The following is a 22,887-nucleotide window of genomic DNA, read 5'->3' as shown; positions in this document are numbered from 1 at the left end:
CCCGACCCTTACCAGAGACGTATGGATCACCTGGCATCGTCGAACGTGCCGGTCTACGAGAGCCGCGACGAGCAGCGCGCGATCTGGGACCGCTGTCGCGACCGTGGCGAGCCGGTACTCGCCGTCCGGGACGCCGACCGCGGGTACATCGTCAAGTACGACCTCCAGCACCTCGACGCTCGCCTCTCCAGCGGCGTCGTCCAGTCGCTCCGGGATCGCGTCCGCTCGCGCCGGAGCTACCCGACGGGGACCGACCCGATCTCCGAGGCGGAGGGCGTGGGCGGCGAGGCCGGCCACGTCTCGGGGGAACTGCACGCCCACAGCGAGCGGGCGGCCCGAGAACTGGCCTCGCACGTCTCCGGGTTCGTCCTCGACCGCGGCAACTGGGCGTAGCGCGGCCTCCGGACGCTCCGTTCGACCGCCGGGGATCGACTTTTTGTCAGTTCGGTTCGACGTGTCGCGTATGCCACTCGCCACCGAGGGACGGGGGCCGGTTCCGGCGGTTCGCGCACTCGCCTCTCAGATCCACCCCGTGTTCATGCTCCCGCCGGTCGCAGCGTCGCTGTTCGGGGGGCTGTACGGGTCGTCGTTCTCGGTTCGACTGGCCGCGCTGCACGCCGTCGCGGTGTTCTGTGGGCTGTACACGGCCCACGTCAAGGACGGCTACGTCGACTTCTACGGGCGCGGCGAAGACGAGGCTCACCCGCTCACGGAACGTGGCTGTCGGGTCGCGCTGGCGCTGTCGACGGCGGGGTTCCTGGCCGCGACGGTCGCGCTCGCGGTCCTCGTGAACCTCCCGGCCGCGCTGCTGACGCTGCCGGGCTGGCTGATCGGGTTCCACCACGCGCCCCACCTGGACATGCACCCGCTGACGGCGACGGTCGGCTACCCCACCGGGATCGCGCTGGCACTGCTGGGCGGCTACTACGTCCAGACGACGACCCTGACGGCGACGATGCTCGCGCTGGCTGCCGTCTTCCTCGTCGTCCTCTCGGGGATCAAAGTGATCGACGACGCGACCGACTACGACTACGACCGATCGATCGGCAAGCGGACCGTCGCGGTCGTCCTCGGCCCTGCCCGCGCACGCCGTGTCGCGTACGGGCTGATGCTCACCGGCATGGCCGCCGTGGTCGTCGCGGCGCTGACGCTGCCGGGCATCCCGCCCAGCGGTGGGCTCGCGGCAGTCGCCTTCCTCGGGGTCGCGCTCCTCGCGCGCGACGCCGGGCCGGAACTCGCGACGAAGCTCTTGATCCGCGGTTCGTACGTCTTCCTCGCGGTGCTCGTGGCCGCGGTGTGGCTGGGACCGCTGTAGAACGATTCTCGATGGCTATGACCTAGTTCGAGCTGACGATCTTGATGACGTCGCCCTCAGAGAGCTCGTGATCGTCGCTGATCCGTCGGTCCTCGCGGGCGTCGACGGCGTGGAGGTACCCCTCGCCGATGTCCGAGTGGACCGCGTAGGCGAGATCCTTCGGCGTCGAGCCGTCGGGGAGCAGGAAGGCGTCCGGGAGGACGTTGCCCTGGCCGTCGGTCCACTTGCTCTCGCTCTGGACCGGGTAGGCCGTCAGCATGTCCAGGAGGTCGTAGACGGCGCGGTCGAGGGCCTGCTGGACGCCGGTCCCGTCCCACTCGTCCATCACGTCGCGGATCTGTTCGAGCCCCTCGCGCTGGTCGTCGCTCACGTCACCGAAGATCTGAAAGTCGTCGTCGCCGGGATCGTAGTCGACGAGGCCCGCGTCCGCGGCCCGGCGCAGGCCGAGTTCGCCGTCGGCGGTCGCCGGGACCATCACCTCGGCGGCTTCACGGAGCCGTTCGACGTTCTCCGGGGGTGCGATGTCGGCCTTGTTGGCGACGACGACGATGGGCTTGGTCCGCAGGCGGATCTCTCGGGCCAGCGTCTCGCGGTGGTCGTCGGTCCAGGCGATCGGGTCCTCGGGATAGCTCATCTCTCGCAGCACCGTCGCCACGTCTTTCGGCGTCGCTCCGACGCCGGTGAGCATGTCGGTCAGCTCCTCGTCGAGGTCGAACTCCGGCGAACGGGAGGCCCGCTCGACGGCCTCCCAGTTGCGGTCGACGATGCTGGCCAGCCAGAGGTCCAGTTCCGTCTCGACGAAGTCCACGTCTTCGACGGGGTCGTGGTCGCCGATCTCGACGGGTTCACCCTCCTCGTTGGTCCCCCCGGAGGCGTCGACGACGTTGAGGATCACGTCGGCGTTGGTCAACTCGTCGAGGAACTGGTTGCCCAGTCCGCGCCCCTCGTGGGCACCGGGGACGAGGCCGGCCACGTCGAGCAGTTCGACCGGGACGTAGCGCTTGCCGTCTCGACAGTGTTCGTCGCCACAGCGCTCCTCTCGGTCGAGACAGGGACAGTCGGTGCGGACGTAGCTGACGCCGCGGTTGGCGTCGATGGTCGTAAACGGGTAGTTCCCCACGTCGACCTCCGATTCGGTCGCGGCGGTGTAGAACGTAGACTTGCCGGCGTTTGGCTTGCCCGCCAGCGCCACAGAGAGCATGCCACCTCCTACCGCAGTCACCGAAAAGGGGGTTTCGGTTCCCTGCAGTACCGCTTCCCGTGGCAGACACGGCGTCGTGCCATAGCCGCGCCCCCGGACAACTACCGATCTCCGACTGCCCTGGTACCGTCTGGACGGTATCGTTTCCCGATCTAGGAGTCGAACTTTTGTACGACGCCACAAACAATAATCCAGTGCAATCCACGACTCGGGTGTTGGCTGTCTGCGCGCAGCGAGGAGACAGTGACGACGTGGGGGCGGTGCTGAACCGGGCCGGTGGGCAGTTCTGGGTGGAAACCGTTACCGGGATCGACGGGGTCGTCGAACGACTCGAAGCGGACGCCGACGCGTTCGACTGTCTCGTCACCGATCGTGGTCTGTCCTGGCCGCTCGTCCGTGACGTACTCGACGCCGTCCACGAGCGGCGGCCAGCGCTGCCGGTCGTCGTCACTACGGACGCCGCGGCGACGGGGGTCGCCGCCGACGCGATCGATGCGGGCGCGACCGAGGTCTTGTGCTGGCCGGCGACGGAGCAGGCGACGCTGCTGGCTCGACGGGTTCGAACCGCCGTCTCGTCGGCGGTGACGACCACACGGACGCTCACGCCGTCCGAGTGGACGGCGGTGTTCGAGCACGTCGACTGTGGCGTCGCGATCGTCGAACTCTCCGGAGACGACTGCCGGTATCGCCGGTGTAACGAGCGGCTCGCGGAGCTGGCCGGTACGTCGGTCGCAGAAATCGAAGGCCGGACGCCGACCGAGGCGTTCGGTCCGGAGTACGGCCCCACAATCGAATCTCGATACCGGGAATCGGTGGCGTCCGACGAGGCAGTGTCGTACACCGTCGGTCCGGAGTCACTGGACGGACGTGTGTTCCACGAGGCACAGATCCGGCCGATCGGGAGCGACGGGGACTCGGAGACGCTCCTCGTCGTCGTCCGAGAAGTCACGAGCGAACACGAACGCCAGGCGGAACTCAGACAGTCCCGGCGGCGGCTCAGGGCGCTGTTCGAACACTCGCCCGACATGATCAACGTCCACGACGCCGAGGGACGGATCGTCGAGACCAACGCCCAGCTGCGCGAGATGACCGGCTACGACGAGGCGACGCTGACCGACATGTCCGTCTGGGACCTCGATCAGGCCGCCGATCCGGAGCGGGCCCTGTCGCTCTGGGAGGGGATGGAACCCGGCGACAGGTGTCGCTCGGAAGGCGAGTTCCTGTGTCGAGACGGCACGACGTTCCCCACGGAGGTCCACATCCGCTGTCTGGGCGTCGACGACGGCGAGCGGTTCCTGGCGATCAGCCGCGACGTGAGCGACCAGCGAGAACGCGAGCGCGAACTCCAGCGCAAGAACGACCGCCTCGAAGAGTTCGCGTCGGTGGTCTCCCACGACCTCCGGAACCCGTTGCAGGTGTTGCGTGGGGCACTCGACGGCGCGGCCGAGACCGGCGATCGAGCGCACTTCGACCGCGGGCACCGCGCGATCGATCGCATGGAGGACATGATCACCGACATCCTCGCCCTGACCCGCCAGGGCGACGCCGTGGGCGAACTCCAGACGGTCCCGCTCGCGAGGATCGTCGAGACCGCCTGGCAGAACCTCCGGACCGCCGAGGCGACGCTCGTCGTCGAGACCGACCTACAGATCCGTGCCAGCGAGATCCGCCTCAGACAGCTCCTCGAAAACCTCCTGCGCAACGCGGTCGAGCACGCCGGAGCGGACACGACGGTTCGAGTCGGGACGCTCCCGGACGGCTTCTACGTGGCAGACGACGGCTGTGGCATTCCCGCGGCCGACCGAGATCGGGTCTTCGACACCCAGTACTCGACCGCACCCAACGGGACCGGATTCGGGCTCGCGATCGTCTCCGGGATCGCCGACGCCCACGGCTGGCAGATCACGCTCACCGACAGCGAGGACGGCGGCGCCCGGTTCGAGTTCTCCGGCGTCACGATCGACGAGTGACGACCGGCGACATCACTCGCGTGCTTCGACCTGCTCGTCGTCGCTTGCCGTCGCGTCGGCCGCTTCGTCACTCGCTGCCCCTGCGTCCTCCTCGCTCGTCTCGTCGTTTTCGCCCGCGGCCGTCTCGTCGGCAGCGGCGACCGCCGCCTGGTCGTCGCCGAGTTCCTCCGCGGCCTCGGCCATCGCTTCGGCCGTCTCGTCGGGGCGGTCGAGCACCTCGTCGGTGTGCATCCGCATCTCGCCGCCGGCTCGCATCGTCCCGTCGACGGTGGCGTTCTCGTGGAGCGCGACGTTCTCCGCGACCACGTCGCCCCAGACCGTGACGCCGGGACCGATCCGAACGTCGCCGCTCCGGGTCGTCACGTCGCCTTTGATCTCCGTCCCGCGGCCGACGACGATGTCACCTCTCGCGCGGAGACTCCCGAAGACCACGCCGTCGCGTCCGACTGTCAGTTCCTCAGCCCGGACGTTGCCGTGGAGCCGACAGTCGTCGCCGATCGTCGCGGGCGTGGAGACCTGCCAGCGGTCGTCGCTCACGGTCGCGCCCCGCGGGATCAGAAGCGGGTCGTGATCCGGCCCGTCGTCGTCGGTCAGCGAGGAGAGGACTTCCTCGGCGGCCTCCTCCTCGCCGACCCGGAGCAGCTGGGAGAGGTAGACGAACAGGAAGACGATCGTCGGCATCGGGTTGCGGATGACGATCCAGCCGTTGGCCTCGAAGCCGTCTTCGATGTCTACGTCGTCGCCGATGTCGAGGTCACCCGCAACCTTCAGCTCCCCGTCGATCTGGACGCGCTCGCCGAGGTACGCGTTCTCTCCGACCAGCACGTTGTCGTCGACGGTACACCACATGTCGAGTCGGCAGTCGCCCTCGGCCTCGATGTGGCCGCCGAAGGAGACCCGCTCGCCCGCCATGACCGAGTGGCCCCGGACCCCGAAGTCGACCGTGCTCTGGCCGCCGACGATGACGTTCCCGTCGGTGACCAGATCGTGCTCCTCGACGGTCGTGCCGTCGGGGATACTCAGTCGGTCGAGAGGATCGGAGCCGAGTCGCACGCGTGCAGTACGGTTTTCTGCGGTCTTAAAGCCTCATGCTGTGACTGACGGGCGTCCGACGTGCGTCTGACGTGCCCGGCCTCGCCGGTCGTCGCCGTCTGCAACCCTTTTTGTTCGTCCTGCGCGTACCGGCGAGCATGACTGTCCTTTCGTTCGACGAGCAGGGTGTCGACGTGGTGTACGACGGAACCGAATTTCGCCTGGAGAAGGCGTTGATCGAGGACGCGGTCGGGAAGTCCTACCCGGACGTGACCGACCACGAGGTGCTCAAGATCGTCGAACCCGAGCCCTCCCTCTCGGGCGAGCCACGCCAGATCGCCGAGATCGTCGAGTAAGGCGCGACCGTCCGCTCGCCGCCGGCCTATTGCCTACGAAGGATATAGATTGTCACGAAGGAACATATCGAACGTCCGTTAAGAATAGCGCCGTATTGCGATTCTCGCCGGGCGATTTCGTGGCAAGTGGTCACACGGGCGGCAAGCATTTAAGTACCGAGACCGATCAATCGGCTAATGACTGACCCACGCGTTGCCGGGGCCGGCGTCACGTCGTTCGGGAGCTACCCCGAACGCACTGGCCGTGACCTCTTCGCGGAGGCCGGGCTCGAAGCGCTCGACCAGTCCGGAATCCCGGCCGAAGACGTCGAGGCACTGTACTACGGGAACTTCATGGGCGAACTCGCCGAACACCAGGGCCATCAGGGGCCGCTGATGGCCGAGATGGTCGGTGTCGACGCGCCCGCGACGCGCTACGAGGCCGCCTGTGCCTCTGCCGGCGCGGCGATACGGAGCGCCGTCCGGGCGATCCGCTCGGGCGAGGCCGACGTGGTCATGGTCGGCGGTGCCGAACGCATGACCAACATCGGGACCGCCGGAGCGACCGACGCCCTCTCGATCGCGGCCGACGACCTCTACGAGATTCGCGCCGGCATGACCTTCCCCGGAGCGTACGCGCTCATGGCCCGCTCGTACTTCGAGGAGTACGGCGGCTCTCGGGAGGACCTCGCACACGTCGCGGTCAAGAACCACGAGCACGCGCTGGTCAACGACCACGCCCAGCTCCAGAAAGAGATCAGCGTCGCCGACGCACTGGATGCTCCGATGGTCGCCGAGCCCCTCGGGCTGTACGACGCCTGTCCGATCACCGACGGCGCTGCGGCGGCGATCGTCACCAGCGAGGCCTACGCCGCCGAGCACGACCTCGACGCGCCGGTCCGGATCTCTGGGACCGGGCAGGGCGGCGACAACCTCGCGCTTCAGGACCGCGCTCACTACGCACAGACCCCCGCCGCCGACAAGGCCGCACGGGAAGCCTACGACGACGCCGGGGTCGGGGCAGACGCCGTCGACGTGGCGGAGGTACACGACTGCTTTACCATCGCCGAGGTGCTCGCACTGGAGTCGCTGGGGCTCTTCGAGCGCGGCGAGGCCATCACGGCTGCCCGCGACGGGACGACGACCCGCCACGGCGAGTTGCCGGTGAACCTCTCGGGGGGGCTGAAAGCGAAGGGGCACCCGGTCGGCGCGACCGGCGTCGCACAGCTCGCGACGATCGCGTGGCTCCTCGACGGCTCCCATCCCCGCGCCGACGCGGTGCCAGACGCCACCGTCGGCGTCGCCCACAACGCCGGTGGAACCGTCGCGAGTACGACAGTCCACGTACTGGAGGTGGGCGAATGAGCGAACGACGTGACGCGAATGCGCCCGCCTCGGGAGTGGGCTGCTCTCCCGGCGGTCCCGCGAGCGAGCGGGGCGAGCGAGCGGGCAACCGACAGACCACGGGTCTGGAGGTGGGCGAATGACCGACCGCGCACGCGACGGCGCGTTCGACGACTGGCTGGACGCGCTCGCGGCAGCCGATCCCTACTACCTCGGCTGCGAGAACGGCCACGGCTGGCTGCCGCCCCGCCGGGTCTGTCCCGACTGTGGCTCGCGAAAGCTGTCCAGAGAGAGACTCCCCGACGCAGGCAAAATTGCGACCCACACGACCGTCCAGGTCGCCACGCCGCAGTTCGAGGACGACGCGCCCTACGTCACCGCGATCGCGGACTTCGGACCCGTCTCGATCACCGGCCTCGTCCGCGGAGTCGAACCCGACGCCGTCGAAATCGGGACGACCGTCGGGATCGAGATCGGCGAGCGGGAGACGACCGGCGAGCGAGCCGTCGTCTTCCGGCCGCGATAGCTCACGCGACGGCTTCGTCGTACTCGCCCCGAACCACGTCGACGAACTGGTCGGGGTGTTCCGCGTGGGGAACCAGCAACGCGTCGTCGAAGACGACCAGCCGGGCGTCGGCCTCGTCTGCCAGCTCTCGGCCCTTCGAGAGGGGCGTGATGTCGGCGTCACGTCCCCAGACGAGGGTCACCGGCACGTCGAGGGCAGCCAGTTCTGCCGACAGATCGATCTCGCTGTCGAGGAACCCGCTCACGAACGACGCGGGAGCGAACCGAGCGCCGGGCTGGTGGCCCGACTGCCACTCGTAGTCGACGATCTCCTCGTCGAGGTTGTCCATGTCGTAGTACCCGTGGTCGTCGTGGAAGTACCGCAACGAGGGCTTGCTGACGACGAGGTTGTAGATCCCCTGTCCGAGTATCGGCGAGCGCAACAGCGACCGTAGCCACGTCTGGCGTCCGCCCATCGACGTGGCGGTGGGGCTGATCAGCACGAGGTGCCCTATATCCACGTCCCGTGCCGCCAGGGCGGCGTAGGAGCCGGTCAACGACGACGCGACGACCGTGGCGTCGGTGGTGTTGTCGGCCAGAAAGTCCGTGACGAACGTCGTCAGTAGCGACGAGGAGTACAGCAGCGGCGGCCGATCGGAGTGACCGAAGCCCGGCAGGTCCGGTGCCAGGACGTGGTAGTCCTCGGCCAGTTCCTCGAAGACGGCGTGGAACTCGTGGCTCGACGCCGCGGCGTTGATGCCGTGCAACAGGACGAGATCCGGATCGGAGGGATCCCCGGCCTCCGTGTAGGCCACGTCGAACCCGCGCCAGCGGTAGGTCCGCTGTGTGCCCGAGAGCAGCGGCTCGAACTCGCCGGCTCGCGCCGCCAGCAATCGGTTCGCGAGCGCCGTCAGCCCGACCGTCCCCGCAGCGACTCCCAGGAGGTTCCGGAGTTTCATATCTCAACGCAAGTGCCTGTCGGATAAATAATCACTGCCCGAACCGCGACCCGCGGCGGTCGGGGTGGCGGTGGGTCAGTTCTCGCCGCGCGCGTCGAGACACTCTCTGAGCGGCGCGACGATCTCCTCGGTGACGGTGTAGGGATCGGACTCGCGGGCCACGATCTCGTCGACGTACGTCTCGATCCCGCCGCGCTGGGCCAGCTCGGCTTCGAGCAGGTCGTTGGTGTCTGCCCGCACCAGCGCCCGGATCTCGGCGGCGTAGCGCGAGCGCTGCTTTGCCTCGCGCTGGCCCGACGCGTCGAGGTAGTCGAGGTGGTCGTCGACCGCCGCCAGAAACTCCTCGACGCCCTCGCCGCTGTCGGCGATCGTCTCGATCACCGGGGGCTCCCAGTCGTCCGCGTCGTTCCCGGTCCGTCCCTGGCCGTAGTGGAGCATCTCCTTGAGCTGCTGGACGGTCCGGTTCGCGCCGTCGAGGTCGGCCTTGTTGACCGCGAAGAGGTCGGCGATCTCCAGAATGCCCGCTTTGAGCATCTGTACGTCGTCGCCGCTGTCGGGCGGGACCAGCACCGCGACGGTGTCTGCCGTCCTGACGATGTCGATCTCGTTTTGCCCGGCACCGACGGTCTCGATGATCACTCTGTCCTTGCCGAAGGCGTCGAGCGCCGTGACCGCGTCGGTCGTCGCCGTCGACAGCCCGCCCAGCGACCCGCGGGCGGACATCGACCGGAAGAACACGTCCATGTCCCCGGCGTTCGAGCCCATCCGGATGCGGTCGCCAAGCACGGCCCCGCCGGTAAACGGCGAGGAGGGATCGATCGCGATGACGCCGACGGTCTCGCCACGCTCCCGGTAGGTCGCTGCGACCTTGTCGACCAGCGTCGACTTGCCCGCGCCGGGCGAGCCGGTGACGCCGATCACGTCGGCCGATCCGGTGTGGCGGTGCAGTTCGGAGACGATCTCGCGGTACCCCGGGGAGCGGTCCTCGATCTTGCTGATCACTCTCGCCAGCGCCCGGTGCTCGCCCGCGAGCAGGTCCTCGACGAGATCGCTCATCGCTCGCGGTCGGGCGCGTGCTCGCGAACGTACTCGATCATCTCGTCCATCGACGCGCCCGGACCGAAGATCTCGGCGACGCCCAGGTCGCGCAGTTCGGCCTTGTCGTCGTCGGGGACGATCCCGCCGACGATGACGAGCGTGTCCTCGAACGCGCCGTACTCTTCGAGCCCTTCGAGGATCTGTGGGACCAGCGTGTTGTGCGCACCCGAGAGAATCGAGATGCCGAGCACGTCCACGTCCTCCTGGACGGCCGCCTGGACGACCTCCTCGGGGGCGCGGTGGAGCCCGGAGTAGATCACTTCGAAGCCGGCGTCGCGGAACGCCCGCGATATCACGTGCGCGCCCCGGTCGTGGCCGTCGAGTCCGACCTTGGCGACGAGACAGCGGATGCGTTGCCCCTCCGTTTGCTGGTCCGCACTCATGGCAGGTCCTACCACGCCGACCGGTTTCACTCTGACGGTGGCTGGCACCCCCGATCCGGGGCGACCGGAAAGCACAAACACGCTGCAGGACCGACATCGAACAATGGCAGTCGCACAACTCCAGTCGCGCGCTCGTGCTCGACCGCGTGTGGTCACGGCCGTCCTGTCGCTGATCGGATACGCGCTGGTCGCCGGTGCGTTCACCGGGACGCTCCCCCTCCCCGAGATTTCGACGGACGCGGTCATCCTGCTCGGGGACGCCATCGCCGTCGTCAACTTCTTCGCGCTCTGTTCGATCCTCGCGGGCGTCTACTTCATCAGGAACGACGCGGTCCAGAAACACCGGGCGGCGATGCTCACCGCCTTCGGGCTCATCATGCTCTTTCTCGTGCTCTATCTCACGAAGGTCGGGGCGGGCTTCGAGAAGGAGATCCTCGCCGAGGGTGTCGTCTGGGGTGCCTACATCGCGATGCTCGCGGTCCACATCCTCCTGTCGGCCGTCTCGGTCCCGGTCGTGTTACACGCCGTCGTGCTCGGCCTGACCCACTCGCCGGCAGAGCTCCGAGAGACGATCCACGCCCGCGTGGGACGCATCGCGGCCGCCGCGTGGTCGCTGAGCCTCTTTCTCGGCCTGGTGACCTACGTCATGTTGAACCACATCTACGGTAGTGTTCAGATTAGCTGATTCCATGCGAAGCTGAATGATCTGAGCCAGTCGTCAGCTGTGTCTGGATCGACGTGGCTGAAACAGTTTGAGAACGAAGAGGTTCGTCTTTTCACTTCACGAAAGACACGTTCGACGCTATTCCGATTTCCATGCTTTTGGTATTTGAAATCGAGACCGTGACGTGAACACGCGTCTTTCAACGGAGTCGCACCATCGACGAGAAACACGGCATCGTCGACGTCGTGTTTCTCGCGCAGCTCGGCAAAGAATGCGTAAGAAATAGCGTTCGTACGCGTCGGTTCAAGCTTTGTATGTAGCAATTCGTTCGAGCAAGGATCGACGGCGGCGTACAGCCAGTACTGTTCATCGTCGATTCGGATCACCGTCTCGTCGACCGCAACCTGATCCGGAGATCGGCCAGATTCTGGCTGTAGCTCGGCCTTGTGAACCCAATTATGAACAGTAGATCGAGCACGTTCGACACCAAATATCTCAAGAACTGAAACAGTATTCGAAAGCGATAATCCAGCAAGATGCAACTGAATACTGAATTTCATCAGAAATCGTGGTGTCGCTTCTCGTTCAACAAACTCTAAGTCGATCTCGTCTAAATTCCCGATGAGGCGGTCGTTTTCGGGCATAGACAACTTAGAAAACGAACCGCCTCACTCTTCATCCTTATCTGAACACGACCACATCTACATGTGGCAGCCGCGGTAGCCTCCCAGCGGCGTCGGTCCGTTCCGGTCAGTCCGTCCGGGGCAGCGCGAGCGCACCGGCGAAAAAGACCACGACACCGACTGCGGCGAGCACCGCGAGGTGTTCGACGCCGCCGGCCACGTCGCCCCGCGTCGCGACCGCCCGGACGCCCCGCGAGAAGTACGTCAGCGGCGAGAGCCACGTCGGGAGCCACCCCGGCAGCAGGCTCGTCGGGACGAACGTCTCCGAGAGGAAGAGCAGGGGGAGCGCGATCCCGTTGGAGGCCGCGATGACGCCGTCCTGTGAGTCGGCGTAGCTCCCCAGCAACGCCCCCACACCACAGAACAGCGCCACGCCGACCGCGACGAACAGCGCCGTGAGCACGACCGTCGCCGGGGTCACCACGATCGACGCACCGGTCAACAGCACCATCACGCCCAGCACGAGCAGGCTGGCGAGGCCGATGACGCCAACGTTGACGAGACTCTGACCGACCAGCCACTCGGGGCGGGTCAGCGGCGTCGTGGCGAGCTTCTCGAAGCGGTTGCCGTCGCGGTGTCGCGCGACCTCGCTGCCGACGCGGGACAGCGGGGTAAAGAGGACGACGACCGCGAGATAGCCCGGCACGTAGAAGGCGGGGGACTCGGTGAACAGCCCGCCGTCGCCGGGTCTGGTCTGGACCAGCGCCCCGAAGATCACGACGATCAACAGCGGGAAGAAGAACGTAAAGAAGACGGCTGTCCGTCGCCGCAGGAAGGCCTTCCGGGCGGCCGTGAGTTCCGCACCGATCCGACCGACGCGGCTCACGACTGCTCACCCCCGACTGTCGTCGCCGGACGACCCGCACCGCCCTGGACCGCACGGACGGCGTCCCCGGTCAGTTCGAGATAGGCGTCCTCCAGATCGGGCTCGCTCCAGGTGAGTTCGTCGTACTCGACGCCGGCCCCGTCGAGCGTCGCGATCACGTCGCCGATCTGTGCGGGATCGACGTCGAACACGACCAGCCGGTCCTCGCCGACCTCGGCCGGTCGATCCAGCGTCTGCGTGACCGACGGGTCGAACGTCCCACCGACTGTCAGCGTCCGCTGTCCGCCGTACTCGGCAACGAGCGCCTCGGGACTGTCGACCGCGACGAGAGAGCCATCAGCCAGCAATCCGACCCGATCGGCCAGCCGGTGGGCTTCCTCCATGTAGTGGGTCGTCACGAGGATCGTCACGCCGCGGTCGGCCAGCCCAGAGAGCAGTCGCCACAGGGAGCGCCGGCCCGCCGGATCGATCCCTGTCGTCGGCTCGTCGAGCACGAGCAAGTCGGGGTCGTTGATCAGCGCCGTCGCGACGCAGGCTCGCCGACGCTGGCCGCCGGACAGTTCCTCGTACCAGGTGTCGGCGTCGTCTTCGAGACCAACGTCCGCGAGCACGTCCTCGACGGAGCGAGCGTCGTCGTAGAGCCCGGCGTAGTACGAGACGAGCTCCGTCGCCGTGAGCCGCTCGTGTGGCGTAAAGTCCTGTGGGAGCAGCCCGATCCGATCCCTGTCGACCGCCGTCGGCGACTGGCCGAACAGTTCGACTCGTCCCGCCGCGTCGGTCGTCCCCGTCAGCGCTCGCACGAGCGTCGTCTTTCCAGCGCCGTTGGGGCCGACCAGCGCGAACACCTCTCCCGCACCCAGCGACAGCGACACGCCGTCGACCGCGACCGTGTCGCCGTACTTGCGGTGTACGTCCTCGGCGACCAGTACCTCGTCCATACGCTGTGGTCCGGTCCTGTCGCCGAAAGACGCTTCGACTCGTCACTGTTGCTCGGTCGGGGTGTATTACGCGGGTCCGAAAGCGACACGCACCTCGCTCACAGTGCCGACCGAACCGTCCGGACGACCTCGTCGAGTTCGGCGCTGTCCTCGGCCTTGTCGTACACGGTCTCGCCGTCGACGGCGACCCGGAACACGCCGTGGTCGCCCATCACCAGCGACAGCTCGTCCAGCTCGCGCTCACAGCCGTTGAGGATCGCCTCGCTCATCTCGATCGCTCGCTGACGGAAGCCACACGGAACGCAGTACTCGATTTCGACGGTGCTCATACGGACACCTCGCGTGGAGCCCGGAAAAGAGTAGTTTTTTGCATTGTCCCATTGATACATCTCGGTATGAGTCTCCGGTCCCGACACATCCAGGGACATTCGCTGTCGTCCTCGCCGGTCCTCGGTGTCGTCGTACGCGCACAGACCTACAAGAACCTCCTCTATCTGGCGCTGACGTTCCCGCTTGGCCTGTTCTACTTCACGCTGCTCGTTGCCGGCGTTCCGCTCGGGGTCACGTTGCTCTCGGTCGTCGTCGGCCTCCCGGTCCTGATCGGCGTCCTCGTCGTCTCCGATCGGCTCCTCGTCTTCGAACGGTGGCTGGCCTGCCGGCTGCTGGACCGCTCGATCCCGCTGGATCGAGACACCGAGACCGACGACTGGCGCGATTACGTCAGACAGCCGATCACCGACCTCGGGACGTGGGTCGGCATCGCCTACCTGGCGGCGAAGTTCGTAGTCGGCGTCGTGACGTTCGTCGTGTTGACGGTGCTTTTCGTCCTCGTCGCGAGTCTCCTGCTGGCACCGCTGTACTACGACACGACCTCGATTGGCCTCTACCTGACCGGTCCCGTGGATTTCTCGCTGTCCTACGTCGTCCAGTTCTGGGACGGTGCAGCCGTGATCACGCTGCCCTTTACCATCACCTCCTGGCAGGTGACGACGCTGCGAGACGCCCTCGCCGTCTCCGCCGGAGGCGCAGTGCTCGGCATCCTCTCGTTGCACCTCTGTAACCTGCTCGCACGCGTTCAGGGATGGCTCACGACGGTCGCCATTCGCCCGCGACCGGTCGACGTAGAGCTCCCGTTCCATCGTAACAATTGAAACGATTTACACACCGATCGCACTGCTGTCGTGCGATCGGGTGTGCATTGACTTTCAATGGCTACTAGAGCCGCGCTGCCAGCCCGGTCGGTAGTACAGCAGCGCGATCGTCACGAGGAAGACGACCGTCGAGAGCAGGTAGGACTGATCGTACAGCTCACCGGCCAGCGCCGCGGAGCCGCCCAGCACCGTCGAGAAGACCGACGCGAGGATCGGCCACGAACAGGAGACACACGAGAGCAGCCCCAGCACGCCCGTGATCGCCGAACCGGCGGCGTCCAGCACCGTCGCGTACACCAGGTACGCGAGCGCGAGATAGCCCACCAGCTGGTAGGGGATGACGCTCACGCGGAGGAGATCGCTGTTGAGCAGCACGGCCGGTGCCCAGCCCGGTGGCAGCGAGAACCACGCGACCCGGAACTGCGTCGGAAACTCCGGGACACCCGCGCCCCAGAGCCCGCCGAAGTAGGTGAGGACTCCGAAGTACGCCACCGCGACGACGAGCCCGATCACCCGCTGGCGGTCCGACGTTTGCGGGATCTCCGCACGCGCGAAGACCCACAGCGAGACGTTGATCCAGACGAACGGGATCACGAGCGGCTCGACGCCGGTGATCTGACTGTCGCCGAGGAAGACGTAGCCCAGGATCAACAGCAGTTCCGTGTTCAGGACCAGCAATCCCCGCAGGAGCGTGCCCCGGTCGAGTTCGAACCGGTCGATCGAGTACGTAGTGGTGTTCATACTGCGAGTGCGTCCACGACGATCGCGATCAGCAGCGCCCCGAGGTAGGCGTTCGAGGCGTGGAACGCCCGGAAGGCCGCCTGCTCGGTCCGTTCGCGGTGGAGCCGAACGACCGCCCACAGGAAGACGGCACCGAGTAGCGCCGTCGTCACGGTGTACAGCGCACCGAGGGACGTGATCGAGACCATGACGCCGGCCGCGATCAGCGTCGCGCCGAGGTAGTAGACGATGTGTTTTCGCGTCTCGGTCTCGCCGCGGACGACCGGCATCATCGGGAAGCCGCCCTTGGCGTAGTCTTCCTTGTACGCCAGCGCGAGGTTGTAGAAGTGGGCAGGCGTCCACAGGAAGATGATGCCCGCCAGTGCGAGTCCGGGCAGGTCGAAGCTCCCGGTGACAGCGACCCAGCCGATCAGCGCGGGCAGCGACCCCGCGAACCCGCCGATGACGGTGTTCTGGACGGTGTTGGGCTTGAGGACGAGCGTGTAGACGACGCTGTAAAACAGGATCGCCGCCAGTCCGAGCGCGGCCACGATCGCGTTGACCTGCCAGAACAGCGCGAGGGAGGCCACGGCCAGCGCGATCCCGAAGGCCAGCGCGTTCCGGACCGGGAGCTGGTGGGTCGCGATCGGTCGGTCGGACGTTCGGTCCATCCGCTTGTCGATGTCGCGTTCGAGGACGTGGTTGAACGTCCCCGAGGCCCCGATCGCGAGCACGCCCCCACCGAGGGTCAGCAGGATCGTCGACGTGGCGAGGCTCGGGTTCGCCGGGCCGGTGGCGACGTGTGCGGCCGCCAGCGCCATCCCGGCCGCCGCGACGAGACAGAGCAGCCACATCAGCCGGGGTTTCATCAGCCGGAAGTACGCGAACGCGGTCGCAGTGATGCGCTCGCGGGTCGAGAGCGCGCCGATCGGCGGCCCCCCGGGCTCGTCGTCGATCTCGGGCACCTCGATCGTCTCGGTCACGGGCGTCTCGTCGTCGGTCCCCGTCTCGGCTTCCAGTTGCCACGCCAGTGCGCCCACGAGGGCGGCGAAGATCGCCATGCCCGTCGCGAGGTGGGCACCCGGGAACGGCGCGGCAGCGCCGTTGAGTGCGACGAACGCACCGAGCGCGATCTGGATGGGATAGAGGACGAGCGCGACCGCCAGCGTCCCCAGGACTCGCCGTCTGGCACCGGTTCGGACGCCGACGACGGCCGCGCCGACGACCAGCGCACCGACCGCGGCCGCGAGCAGCCTGTGGGTCCAGGCGATCGCGAGCCCCACGTCTCCGAGAATCGGCCCTTCACACGTCGGCCACGTCGAACAGGCGTGGACGGCGTCGGCGATCGAAGTCGTCGCGCCAGCGACGACCAGCAGGTAGACGCCAACCGCACTCGCGGCGAGCATCGTCGTGAACCGTGGGCGGCGGCCGTTCATCGTTCGTTGTCTCCTTGGTGGAACCTATGGATGCCTGCACTTAGACCCCCTGATTCGCCCGCGGTCGCTGACCCGATGCCGGCGCACGCTCGGCGGGATCGGTCGCCTCGAACGACGACCCCAGCGGTGGGTCACTGGCTCAAGACAGCAGCTATTTACCTCCGAAATACTAAGCGGCGAATACGCATGAAGAGACATCGAGTCGGGCTCGTCGCGCTGTTCGGGGCGATCGCGTTCGCCGCCCTGACACAGCCGGCCGTCGCCCAGACGTCTGCCTCGGAGACGTCGGAACTCATCTGGGGGCTCAACATGAACCTCCTGTACGTCGCGATCCCGATCACGGTGCTGGTCGAGGGCATCCTGATCTACACCGTGTGGCGGTTCAGCAAGAACGACGAGCCGCTTCCGACGATGGAGAACCGACGCCTCGAAATCACCTGGACGGTCGCGACCGCGATCATCCTCCTGTTCGTCGGCGTCGCCTCGTATCAGGTCATGGCCGAGCCGATGGTCACCGCCCAGTCGACACAGCAACTCGACACCAGCGAGGAACCACTCGAAGTCGAAGTGGTGGCCCAGAAGTACGCCTGGACGTTCAACTACAACGGCACCGCCGCCAACACCTCCCAGGAGTACAGCGCCGACAACAGGCTGAGCAACGGCGGCACTTTGGTGTTGCCGGCCAACCGGACGGTCCGGCTCTCCGTCACCTCGACGGACTGGCTCCACGCCTTCCACGTTCCGGGGCTCGCGCTGAAACAGGACGCCATGCCCGGACAGCACAACACGATCCAGACACGCGTCACCGAGACCGGCACCTACCAGCTGTACTGTGCCGAATACTGTGGCTCGGGTCACTCGCAGATGCTCGGTGAAGTGCGTGTCCTCCCGCAGGACGAGTACCAGAACTGGGTCGAGGACCAGCAGTCTTCCTGACACCGTCGGCTCTCTTCGCGACGACTTTTCTCACCCGAGGGGGGACCGCCGACGGGGTGCCTTTTTCTCCCGGCGGTTTCTCCTCTGGATATGGAGTACTTCGAGGAGCTCACGGTCGGGCACACGGAGTCGTTCGGTCGCTACGAGGTCACCGAAGACGAGATCGTCTCGTTCGCCGAGCAGTACGATCCACAGCCGTTTCACACCGACGCCGACGCGGCCCGAGAGTCGATGTTCGGGGGGCTCGTCGCGAGCGGGTGGCACACCGCCGCGATGACGATGCGACTGCTCGTCGACGAGTACATCGCGTCGTCCCGCGCGCTCGGTGCGGCCGGCGTCGACGAGCTCCGCTGGCGAAATCCGGTCGAGCCGGGCGACGTTCTGACCGTCGAGACGGAGATCGTCGAGACCGAACCGTGGGACGAGAGCCGCGGTCTCGTCCACGTCGCGATCGAAACCACGAACGACGAGGGCGCGCCCGTCCAGACGATGACTGCGCTGGTCCTCTGGGAGCGAAAGGAAGCGTAAGCTGGCGGCGACCGGGCATCGCTCGCCGTCACCGTCGAGCAGCGAGAAGCGCCGCATCCGTCCTCTCGGGAGGCGGAGACCGACCGTGCGACAGCGACGAGCGGCGGCTCACTCGACTGCGAGTCGGTCCCGGGCAGACTCGGGACTCCGATCGACCAGCTGCTGTCCGCGTGCAGTCAATCGATACAGCGGCTCCTCCGAGACTCGTTCGAGCACGTCGTTGGCCGCGAGCCGTTCGCAGTACCGCTCGAACTGTGCGTTGTCCATGCCGAGCTGGTACGCGATCACCGGCCCGTACTCCGGTCCCGTCCGTGAAAGCGTCGCGAGGATGTCGCCGTCGTTGGGTTCCATCCAGTCGACTCCTGGAGTAGTCATCTGTCGTTACCGTCTAACCATGTGTATCGGTACCACATAACACTATCGGTGGCTCGGGTCGCGACTCGGCGGCGACTCCGGGACGCGTCACGGGCGGACAGAAAGGGATCGATGGCCGTTCGCGGGCGAGACTGGCCGGCTACTCGCAGATCGCCGTCGCCGCGTACACCGTGCCGTCGTCGGTGACCGTGACGCCGACGGCCAGTAACTCGACGCCCCTGTTGATCAGCGACGGTCGGTAGGTCGACGAGTCGAACCAGTTCTCGACGAGCGTCGTCGCGACCTGTGATTCGTTCCCGTTGAACCGACGCTGTCCGTCTTCCTGGTAGGACTGCCCAGCGACTGTGCTTCCGACGGCCTGGAAGCTGTTGCTCGGTTGGATGATGTCGCCGGTCTCGGGGTCCTGATACTGACACCGACCGTACAGGCCCGCGTTTTCGTAGCGGTCGGAGCTACTGTTGCCACCGGCCGAGAACGTCACACTGCGCTCCTGGGCCATCGCCTGGCTGTGCGATCGGACCATCGTCTGGAGTCGCTGCCAGGTGGTGGTGTCGTTCCTGAACGTTTCTAGTTCCCGTTCCGTGCGCTTCTCGTTGATGGCCGCGAGTACCTCTCGCTCGATCGCTTCGCTGTCGAACTCGCGGGCGGGGACCGTCGTCTGGACCGGCGTCGCGGTCGCGGTCGCTGTCTCCGTCGATTCGACGGCCGTCGCCGTCTCGTTGGAGGCTGTCGCTGTCGACGTCGTGGCGTCACCGCCACCCCCCGTGGCGGAGCCGTCACTGGCGTCGGTATCGGGGACCGCTGTCGCGTCGCCGCCACCGAGTTGCGTCCCGATCAACACCCCGACGCCGAGCGACGTCAGGACGATGAGGACGAGAATCCCCACGATGGCTTTGTTGACCATAGCGTCCGACGCTTGCAGGTCGCCCCATGTAAGTCTATATCCCTCGACGGCTAACGTGTCGGCCGGCGTCTGCCTCGACGGACCGCACGGTCGCCGTCACGTCGTCGAGCTCGCTCGTGGTGGCTCGCTCGCGGAGTCGCTCGTAGCGACGCCGCTGGTCCCTGCCAGCGCGGTCGCGCTCGTCGAGGGGTCGCTCCTCGACGACGACGGTCCGCCCCGCCTCTGCGGCGAGATCGAGCAGTCCTCCGTCCGGCGTCAGCGTGAGGTCGGCGAGCACCGTCACGTCGGATTCGTCGATCCGCTCGCCCGCCGCTGCGAGCGTCGATCCGTCAAGTGCCGACATCGGCGGGACGGTCTCGGTCGGCACGTCCAGTCGCTCGCTCACGCCGAGCAGTTCGTCTCCCTCCGGTACCGGGCCGGCGGTGACCGCGAAGCCGGCAGCGTGGAGGCGCGCGACGACTGCCGCACCGACGCGCCCGCCACCCAGCACGTGGACGGACCGCTCCTCGTCGCCGGTGTCCGACAGCGGTGTCACCGTCGGCGTGCCGGTGACCGGGTTTCGCGTGACGACACTCTCCATGTCGAAACTCGTCGCCAGTGCGTCTGCCGTGAGCACGTCGGCCGGCTCGCCCGACGCGACGACCTCGCCGTCCGCGAGCATGACCAGGCGGTCGCAAAAGCGTGCAGCGGCCTCCAGATCGTGGATCGCTCCCAGCACGGCGCGACCGCTCTCTACGAGTTCGCGCACGAGCGAGAGCGTCCGTGTCGCGTGGTTCACGTCGAGACTGGCCGTCGGCTCGTCGAGGACGAGCGCCGGTGCCTCCTGAGCGATCGCACGAGCGACGAAGACGCGCTGGCGCTCGCCCCCGCTAAGCGTGCTGATCCGCCGGTCTCGAAACGACGCGGTCGACGTGCGTTCGAGCGCGCGCTCGACGGCGTCGTCGCCGTCACCGTCGGAACCGAAACGCGAGCGATGTGGGGTCCGGCCCATCGCGACGACGTCCGCGACGCTGAACGCGAACCGCGTTCCGGTGTCCTGGGGGACCGTCGCGACGCGGCGGCTCCCGGCCCGCGAGGAGAGGTCGTCCATCCGATCCCCGTCGACGAGGACCCGCCCTGCGTCGGGATCGATCGCGCCGTTGACCGTGCGCAACAGCGTCGTCTTGCCCGCGCCGTTGGGACCGACGAGTCCGACGAACTCGCCGGCCGGAACTCGCAGTGACACGTCACGCAATATCTCCGTGTCCCCCAGCGATACGTCGACGGATTCGACTTCGATCATACGGTGTGGACCTCCCGTCGCCGGAGCAAGTACAGGAAGAAGGGCGCGCCGATGGCGGCGGTGACGATCCCGACCGGCACTTCAACCGCGCCGCTGCGTGCGAGCGTGTCGGCGGCGACGAGAAACGACGCGCCAGCGAGCGCGCTGGTCGGCAGGAGAATCCGGTGGTCGGGGCCGACCAGCAGGCGCATCACGTGGGGCACGACGAGCCCGACGAAGCCGATGACGCCCGTGACCGCGACGGCGGCCGCGGTGACGACACTCGCCAGCGCGAGCAAGATTCGCTTGGTTCGCTCGACTTCGATCCCCAGCGCGTGGGCGTCGGCCTCGCCCATCAGCAGGACGTTCAGATCGTGGGCGTAGGCGTAGAGGACGCCGACGGCGAGCACGGCCACGGGCAGCGTCGCCTCGACCTCCGCCCAGGTGCTGTTGTGGAGGTGGCCCATCAGCCAGAAGACTGCCTCGCGGAGGCTCTCGCCCGACTGGACGAGCATGTAGGAGATGACTGCACCGAGGAACGTCTGGACGGCGACGCCGGCCAGCAGGAGCGTCGCGACCGGCGTCTCGCCGTTCTGTGTCGCGATCGCGTAGACGCCGAAGGCGGCCAGCAACGCGCCGGCAAACGCCATCACGGGAAGCGGGAGGGCGACGGCGAAGACGATCGCGGCGACCGCGCCGACGGCCGCGCCGGACGAGACGCCGATGATCGACGGGTCCGCCAGCGGGTTCCGGAAGAACCCCTGCATGACGGTGCCGGCAGCCGCCAGCGCGAAGCCGACGACGGCACCGAGGACGATCCGTGGCAGGCGGATCTGGCGCACGATCGTCTCGCTTGTCTCTGGCACGTCGAAGGCGAAGGGGTAACGGTACTCGGCCGACGGGACGGGCAGCGAGAACTCGACGCCGAACAGTCCGGTGTGCTCGCTCTCCAGGGCGAGGCCGACCGGGACGCCGACGGCGTTGGTCGCCGCCTTCGCGACCGTCGGCAGGTCGATCGAGACCGGCCCGATCGTCGCACTCGTCAGTACCGTCGCCAGCAAGATCGCGGACAGCAGCGAGAAGACGAGCCAGTGACGGAACGACACGCTTCCAACTACAGTTGGGATAGACAAGAACTTATTGTGTTCGTCCGGACCGACAACACGATGAGACGACTCAGTGCGATGGCGCTCGCGGCAGTGCTCGTGATCGCTGGCGTCGCCCTCCCGGTGACGGCGGCCACGAGCGACGTACAGAGCGACGGCTGTGAGTTCCCTCACTCGACGACCGACGCGACAGGCACGGAGGTGCGCGTAGACGAAGTACCCGACCGCGTCGTCGCGCTCCAGCCCAGTGACGCCCAGACGATGTGGGAGATCGGCGCGCGCGACCAGGTCGTCGGCATGCCCCAGAACGCCAACACGGCGTACCTGAACGACACCGGGAACCGAACGGACGTGACCAACGACGACGGGACGACCGACGTGGAGGCCGTCGTCGGGGCGAACCCGGACCTCGTGCTAGCGGCCAACGCGACTCGCAGCGACACCGTCCAGCAGCTCCGGAACACGGGGCTGACGGTGTATCACTTCCCGCTGGCGACGGATCTGAACGACATCGCGAACAACACCGAGACGGTCGGTCGGCTCACCGGCAACTGTGAGGGCGCGACCGACACCGTCGCGGAGATGGACGAACGCGTCGAGGCCGTCCGAGAGACGGTCTCGGACCGCGACCGGCCGCGCGTCCTCTACTACTTCTACCAGTACACCACGGGCAACGAGACCCACATCCACGACCTGATCGAGACCGCGGGCGGCCAGAACGTCGCCGCGGACGCAGGTCTCTCCGGCTACCAGCCGATCAACGCCGAGGTCGTCGCGGACAGCGACCCCCAGTGGCTCGTCTACCCGTCTGACGCTTCCCAGCCGACCGGTGCGCCGTACAACGAGACGACCGCCGTCCAGCGAGAACAGGTGCTCTCCGTCGACGCCAACTACGTGAGCCAGCCGGCTCCCCGCGTCGTCCTCGCGCTGGAGGCGATGGCCGAGGCGTTCCATCCGGCAGCCTTCGAGACGGCGACTGCAAGCGAGACGCCAGAGACGGCCACGACGACCGAGACGACAGAGAGCGCGACGCCCGACACCGTCACCGAGAGCGCTACCCCAGATGTCGTCACGGAGAGCGCGACGCCCGATGTCGTCACGGAGCGTGGCACCGGGACGACCGACGGGAGCGGTCCCGGCTTCGGTCTCGTCGGCACGGCCCTGGCGCTCGTCGCGACGCTCGCACTCGGCGTCCGTCGGAAAGGCTCATAAGGCCCA

Annotated in this window: 27 protein-coding genes; 12 read left to right on the top strand and 15 right to left on the bottom strand. The window is 67.2% G+C overall.

What is annotated here, in order from left to right:
* Positions 1–21 precede the first annotated feature (21 nt).
* Together IL252_RS02200 and IL252_RS02195 are read left to right on the top strand one after the other, a co-directional pair.
* Positions 22–393 carry a hypothetical protein gene (locus IL252_RS02200; protein ID WP_208626409.1) on the top strand — a complete coding sequence of 124 codons (372 nt, stop codon included), beginning with the start codon at positions 22–24 and terminating at the stop codon, positions 391–393.
* A 70-nt stretch (positions 394–463) separates the two neighbouring features.
* Entirely contained in the window at positions 464–1,315 is an 852-nt protein-coding gene (locus IL252_RS02195) for a UbiA family prenyltransferase (RefSeq protein ID WP_208626407.1), read from the top strand.
* Positions 1,316–1,337: 22 nt separating this feature from the next.
* Here the strand turns inward: IL252_RS02195 and IL252_RS02190 are convergent, their stop codons facing one another.
* The gene (locus tag IL252_RS02190; RefSeq protein WP_208626405.1) at positions 1,338–2,516 is read right to left on the bottom strand and encodes a redox-regulated ATPase YchF; all 1,179 of its coding nucleotides are present in this window, start codon (positions 2,514–2,516) and stop codon (positions 1,338–1,340) included.
* Positions 2,517–2,728: 212 nt separating this feature from the next.
* On the opposite strand from IL252_RS02190, the gene IL252_RS02185 reads away from it, so the two are divergent.
* On the top strand, positions 2,729–4,486 hold the full coding sequence (locus IL252_RS02185) for a PAS domain S-box protein (protein ID WP_244256890.1): 1,758 nt from the start codon (positions 2,729–2,731) through the stop codon (positions 4,484–4,486).
* A 12-nt stretch (positions 4,487–4,498) separates the two neighbouring features.
* Here IL252_RS02185 and IL252_RS02180 read toward each other — a convergent pair whose 3' ends face one another.
* Positions 4,499–5,539 carry a polymer-forming cytoskeletal protein gene (locus IL252_RS02180; protein ID WP_208626401.1) on the bottom strand — a complete coding sequence of 347 codons (1,041 nt, stop codon included), beginning with the start codon at positions 5,537–5,539 and terminating at the stop codon, positions 4,499–4,501.
* 137 nt (positions 5,540–5,676) lie between these two features.
* On the opposite strand from IL252_RS02180, the gene IL252_RS02175 reads away from it, so the two are divergent.
* From IL252_RS02175 to IL252_RS02165, 4 genes are all read left to right on the top strand, one after another.
* Entirely contained in the window at positions 5,677–5,874 is a 198-nt protein-coding gene (locus IL252_RS02175; protein WP_015763758.1) for a DUF5800 family protein, read from the top strand.
* A gap of 177 nt (positions 5,875–6,051) precedes the next feature.
* A complete protein-coding gene (locus IL252_RS02170) occupies positions 6,052–7,218 on the top strand; it encodes a beta-ketoacyl synthase N-terminal-like domain-containing protein (protein ID WP_208626399.1) in 1,167 nt (388 codons plus the stop codon).
* Positions 7,215–7,340 (top strand): hypothetical protein, encoded by a 126-nt coding sequence (locus IL252_RS17705; RefSeq protein ID WP_277347283.1) that lies wholly within the window; start codon positions 7,215–7,217, stop codon positions 7,338–7,340. Before IL252_RS02170 ends, IL252_RS17705 begins: the two co-directional genes overlap by 4 nt.
* Positions 7,337–7,723, top strand: coding sequence for a Zn-ribbon domain-containing OB-fold protein (locus tag IL252_RS02165; protein WP_208626398.1), 387 nt, complete (start codon positions 7,337–7,339; stop codon positions 7,721–7,723). Before IL252_RS17705 ends, IL252_RS02165 begins: the two co-directional genes overlap by 4 nt.
* Position 7,724: 1 nt before the next feature.
* Here IL252_RS02165 and IL252_RS02160 read toward each other — a convergent pair whose 3' ends face one another.
* The 3 genes from IL252_RS02160 to IL252_RS02150 all read right to left on the bottom strand — a co-directional run bounded on the left by IL252_RS02160 (position 7,725) and on the right by IL252_RS02150 (position 10,141).
* On the bottom strand, positions 7,725–8,660 hold the full coding sequence (locus tag IL252_RS02160) for an alpha/beta fold hydrolase (protein WP_208626396.1): 936 nt from the start codon (positions 8,658–8,660) through the stop codon (positions 7,725–7,727).
* A gap of 75 nt (positions 8,661–8,735) precedes the next feature.
* Entirely contained in the window at positions 8,736–9,716 is a 981-nt protein-coding gene (gene meaB / locus IL252_RS02155) for a methylmalonyl Co-A mutase-associated GTPase MeaB (protein WP_208626393.1), read from the bottom strand.
* The gene (locus tag IL252_RS02150; RefSeq protein WP_153553851.1) at positions 9,713–10,141 is read right to left on the bottom strand and encodes a cobalamin B12-binding domain-containing protein; all 429 of its coding nucleotides are present in this window, start codon (positions 10,139–10,141) and stop codon (positions 9,713–9,715) included. The genes meaB and IL252_RS02150 overlap by 4 nt, the downstream gene beginning before the upstream one ends.
* Positions 10,142–10,244: 103 nt before the next feature.
* Here IL252_RS02150 and IL252_RS02145 point away from each other — a divergent pair, with 103 nt between their 5' ends.
* Complete coding sequence (locus IL252_RS02145; protein ID WP_208626390.1) at positions 10,245–10,826, top strand: DUF420 domain-containing protein; 582 nt, start codon at positions 10,245–10,247, stop codon at positions 10,824–10,826.
* On the opposite strand, the gene IL252_RS02140 is transcribed toward IL252_RS02145, so the two are convergent.
* The 4 genes from IL252_RS02140 to IL252_RS02125 all read right to left on the bottom strand — a co-directional run bounded on the left by IL252_RS02140 (position 10,814) and on the right by IL252_RS02125 (position 13,581).
* A complete protein-coding gene (locus tag IL252_RS02140; RefSeq protein WP_208626387.1) occupies positions 10,814–11,449 on the bottom strand; it encodes an IS6 family transposase in 636 nt (211 codons plus the stop codon). The two genes, IL252_RS02145 and IL252_RS02140, sit on opposite strands and share 13 nt — an antisense overlap.
* Before the next feature lie 106 nt (positions 11,450–11,555).
* Positions 11,556–12,314: an ABC transporter permease gene (locus IL252_RS02135; RefSeq protein ID WP_208626385.1), complete on the bottom strand. Its 759-nt coding sequence runs from the start codon at positions 12,312–12,314 to the stop codon at positions 11,556–11,558.
* Positions 12,311–13,252, bottom strand: coding sequence for an ABC transporter ATP-binding protein (locus IL252_RS02130; RefSeq protein ID WP_208626382.1), 942 nt, complete (start codon positions 13,250–13,252; stop codon positions 12,311–12,313). Before IL252_RS02130 ends, IL252_RS02135 begins: the two co-directional genes overlap by 4 nt.
* A 98-nt stretch (positions 13,253–13,350) precedes the next feature.
* On the bottom strand, positions 13,351–13,581 hold the full coding sequence (locus IL252_RS02125) for an Rdx family protein (RefSeq protein WP_153553847.1): 231 nt from the start codon (positions 13,579–13,581) through the stop codon (positions 13,351–13,353).
* 66 nt (positions 13,582–13,647) lie between these two features.
* Between IL252_RS02125 and IL252_RS02120 the strand changes: the two genes are divergently transcribed.
* Positions 13,648–14,403: a sensor domain-containing protein gene (locus IL252_RS02120; RefSeq protein WP_208626379.1), complete on the top strand. Its 756-nt coding sequence runs from the start codon at positions 13,648–13,650 to the stop codon at positions 14,401–14,403.
* Between the two features lie 54 nt (positions 14,404–14,457).
* Here IL252_RS02120 and IL252_RS02115 read toward each other — a convergent pair whose 3' ends face one another.
* Both IL252_RS02115 and cyoE read right to left on the bottom strand, forming a co-directional pair.
* On the bottom strand, positions 14,458–15,144 hold the full coding sequence (locus IL252_RS02115) for a hypothetical protein (RefSeq protein ID WP_208626376.1): 687 nt from the start codon (positions 15,142–15,144) through the stop codon (positions 14,458–14,460).
* Positions 15,141–16,559, bottom strand: coding sequence for a heme o synthase (gene cyoE, locus IL252_RS02110; RefSeq protein ID WP_208626374.1), 1,419 nt, complete (start codon positions 16,557–16,559; stop codon positions 15,141–15,143). Before cyoE ends, IL252_RS02115 begins: the two co-directional genes overlap by 4 nt.
* A 186-nt stretch (positions 16,560–16,745) precedes the next feature.
* Here cyoE and coxB point away from each other — a divergent pair, with 186 nt between their 5' ends.
* Both coxB and IL252_RS02100 read left to right on the top strand, forming a co-directional pair.
* Positions 16,746–17,495, top strand: coding sequence for a cytochrome c oxidase subunit II (gene coxB, locus IL252_RS02105; protein WP_015763744.1), 750 nt, complete (start codon positions 16,746–16,748; stop codon positions 17,493–17,495).
* 90 nt (positions 17,496–17,585) lie between these two features.
* Positions 17,586–18,023: a MaoC family dehydratase gene (locus IL252_RS02100; protein ID WP_018258195.1), complete on the top strand. Its 438-nt coding sequence runs from the start codon at positions 17,586–17,588 to the stop codon at positions 18,021–18,023.
* A gap of 108 nt (positions 18,024–18,131) precedes the next feature.
* Here the strand turns inward: IL252_RS02100 and IL252_RS02095 are convergent, their stop codons facing one another.
* The 4 genes from IL252_RS02095 to btuC all read right to left on the bottom strand — a co-directional run bounded on the left by IL252_RS02095 (position 18,132) and on the right by btuC (position 21,669).
* On the bottom strand, positions 18,132–18,398 hold the full coding sequence (locus IL252_RS02095) for a hypothetical protein (protein WP_244256725.1): 267 nt from the start codon (positions 18,396–18,398) through the stop codon (positions 18,132–18,134).
* Between the two features lie 139 nt (positions 18,399–18,537).
* The gene (locus IL252_RS02090; protein ID WP_208626371.1) at positions 18,538–19,302 is read right to left on the bottom strand and encodes a hypothetical protein; all 765 of its coding nucleotides are present in this window, start codon (positions 19,300–19,302) and stop codon (positions 18,538–18,540) included.
* A 34-nt stretch (positions 19,303–19,336) separates the two neighbouring features.
* A complete protein-coding gene (locus IL252_RS02085; protein WP_208626369.1) occupies positions 19,337–20,584 on the bottom strand; it encodes an ATP-binding cassette domain-containing protein in 1,248 nt (415 codons plus the stop codon).
* Positions 20,581–21,669 carry a vitamin B12 ABC transporter permease BtuC gene (gene btuC / locus IL252_RS02080; protein WP_208626366.1) on the bottom strand — a complete coding sequence of 363 codons (1,089 nt, stop codon included), beginning with the start codon at positions 21,667–21,669 and terminating at the stop codon, positions 20,581–20,583. The genes IL252_RS02085 and btuC overlap by 4 nt, the downstream gene beginning before the upstream one ends.
* A 60-nt stretch (positions 21,670–21,729) precedes the next feature.
* Between btuC and IL252_RS02075 the strand changes: the two genes are divergently transcribed.
* Positions 21,730–22,881 (top strand): PGF-CTERM-anchored ABC transporter substrate-binding protein, encoded by a 1,152-nt coding sequence (locus IL252_RS02075; protein WP_208626363.1) that lies wholly within the window; start codon positions 21,730–21,732, stop codon positions 22,879–22,881.
* The last annotated feature ends 6 nt before the right edge of the window (positions 22,882–22,887 follow it).

The sequence above is a fragment of the Halomicrobium sp. IBSBa genome (assembly GCF_017612575.1).
Lineage (GTDB): Archaea > Halobacteriota > Halobacteria > Halobacteriales > Haloarculaceae > Halomicrobium.
The sequence above is the reverse complement of the archived record's forward strand: the minus strand, read 5'-3'. Positions and strand labels throughout refer to the sequence as shown.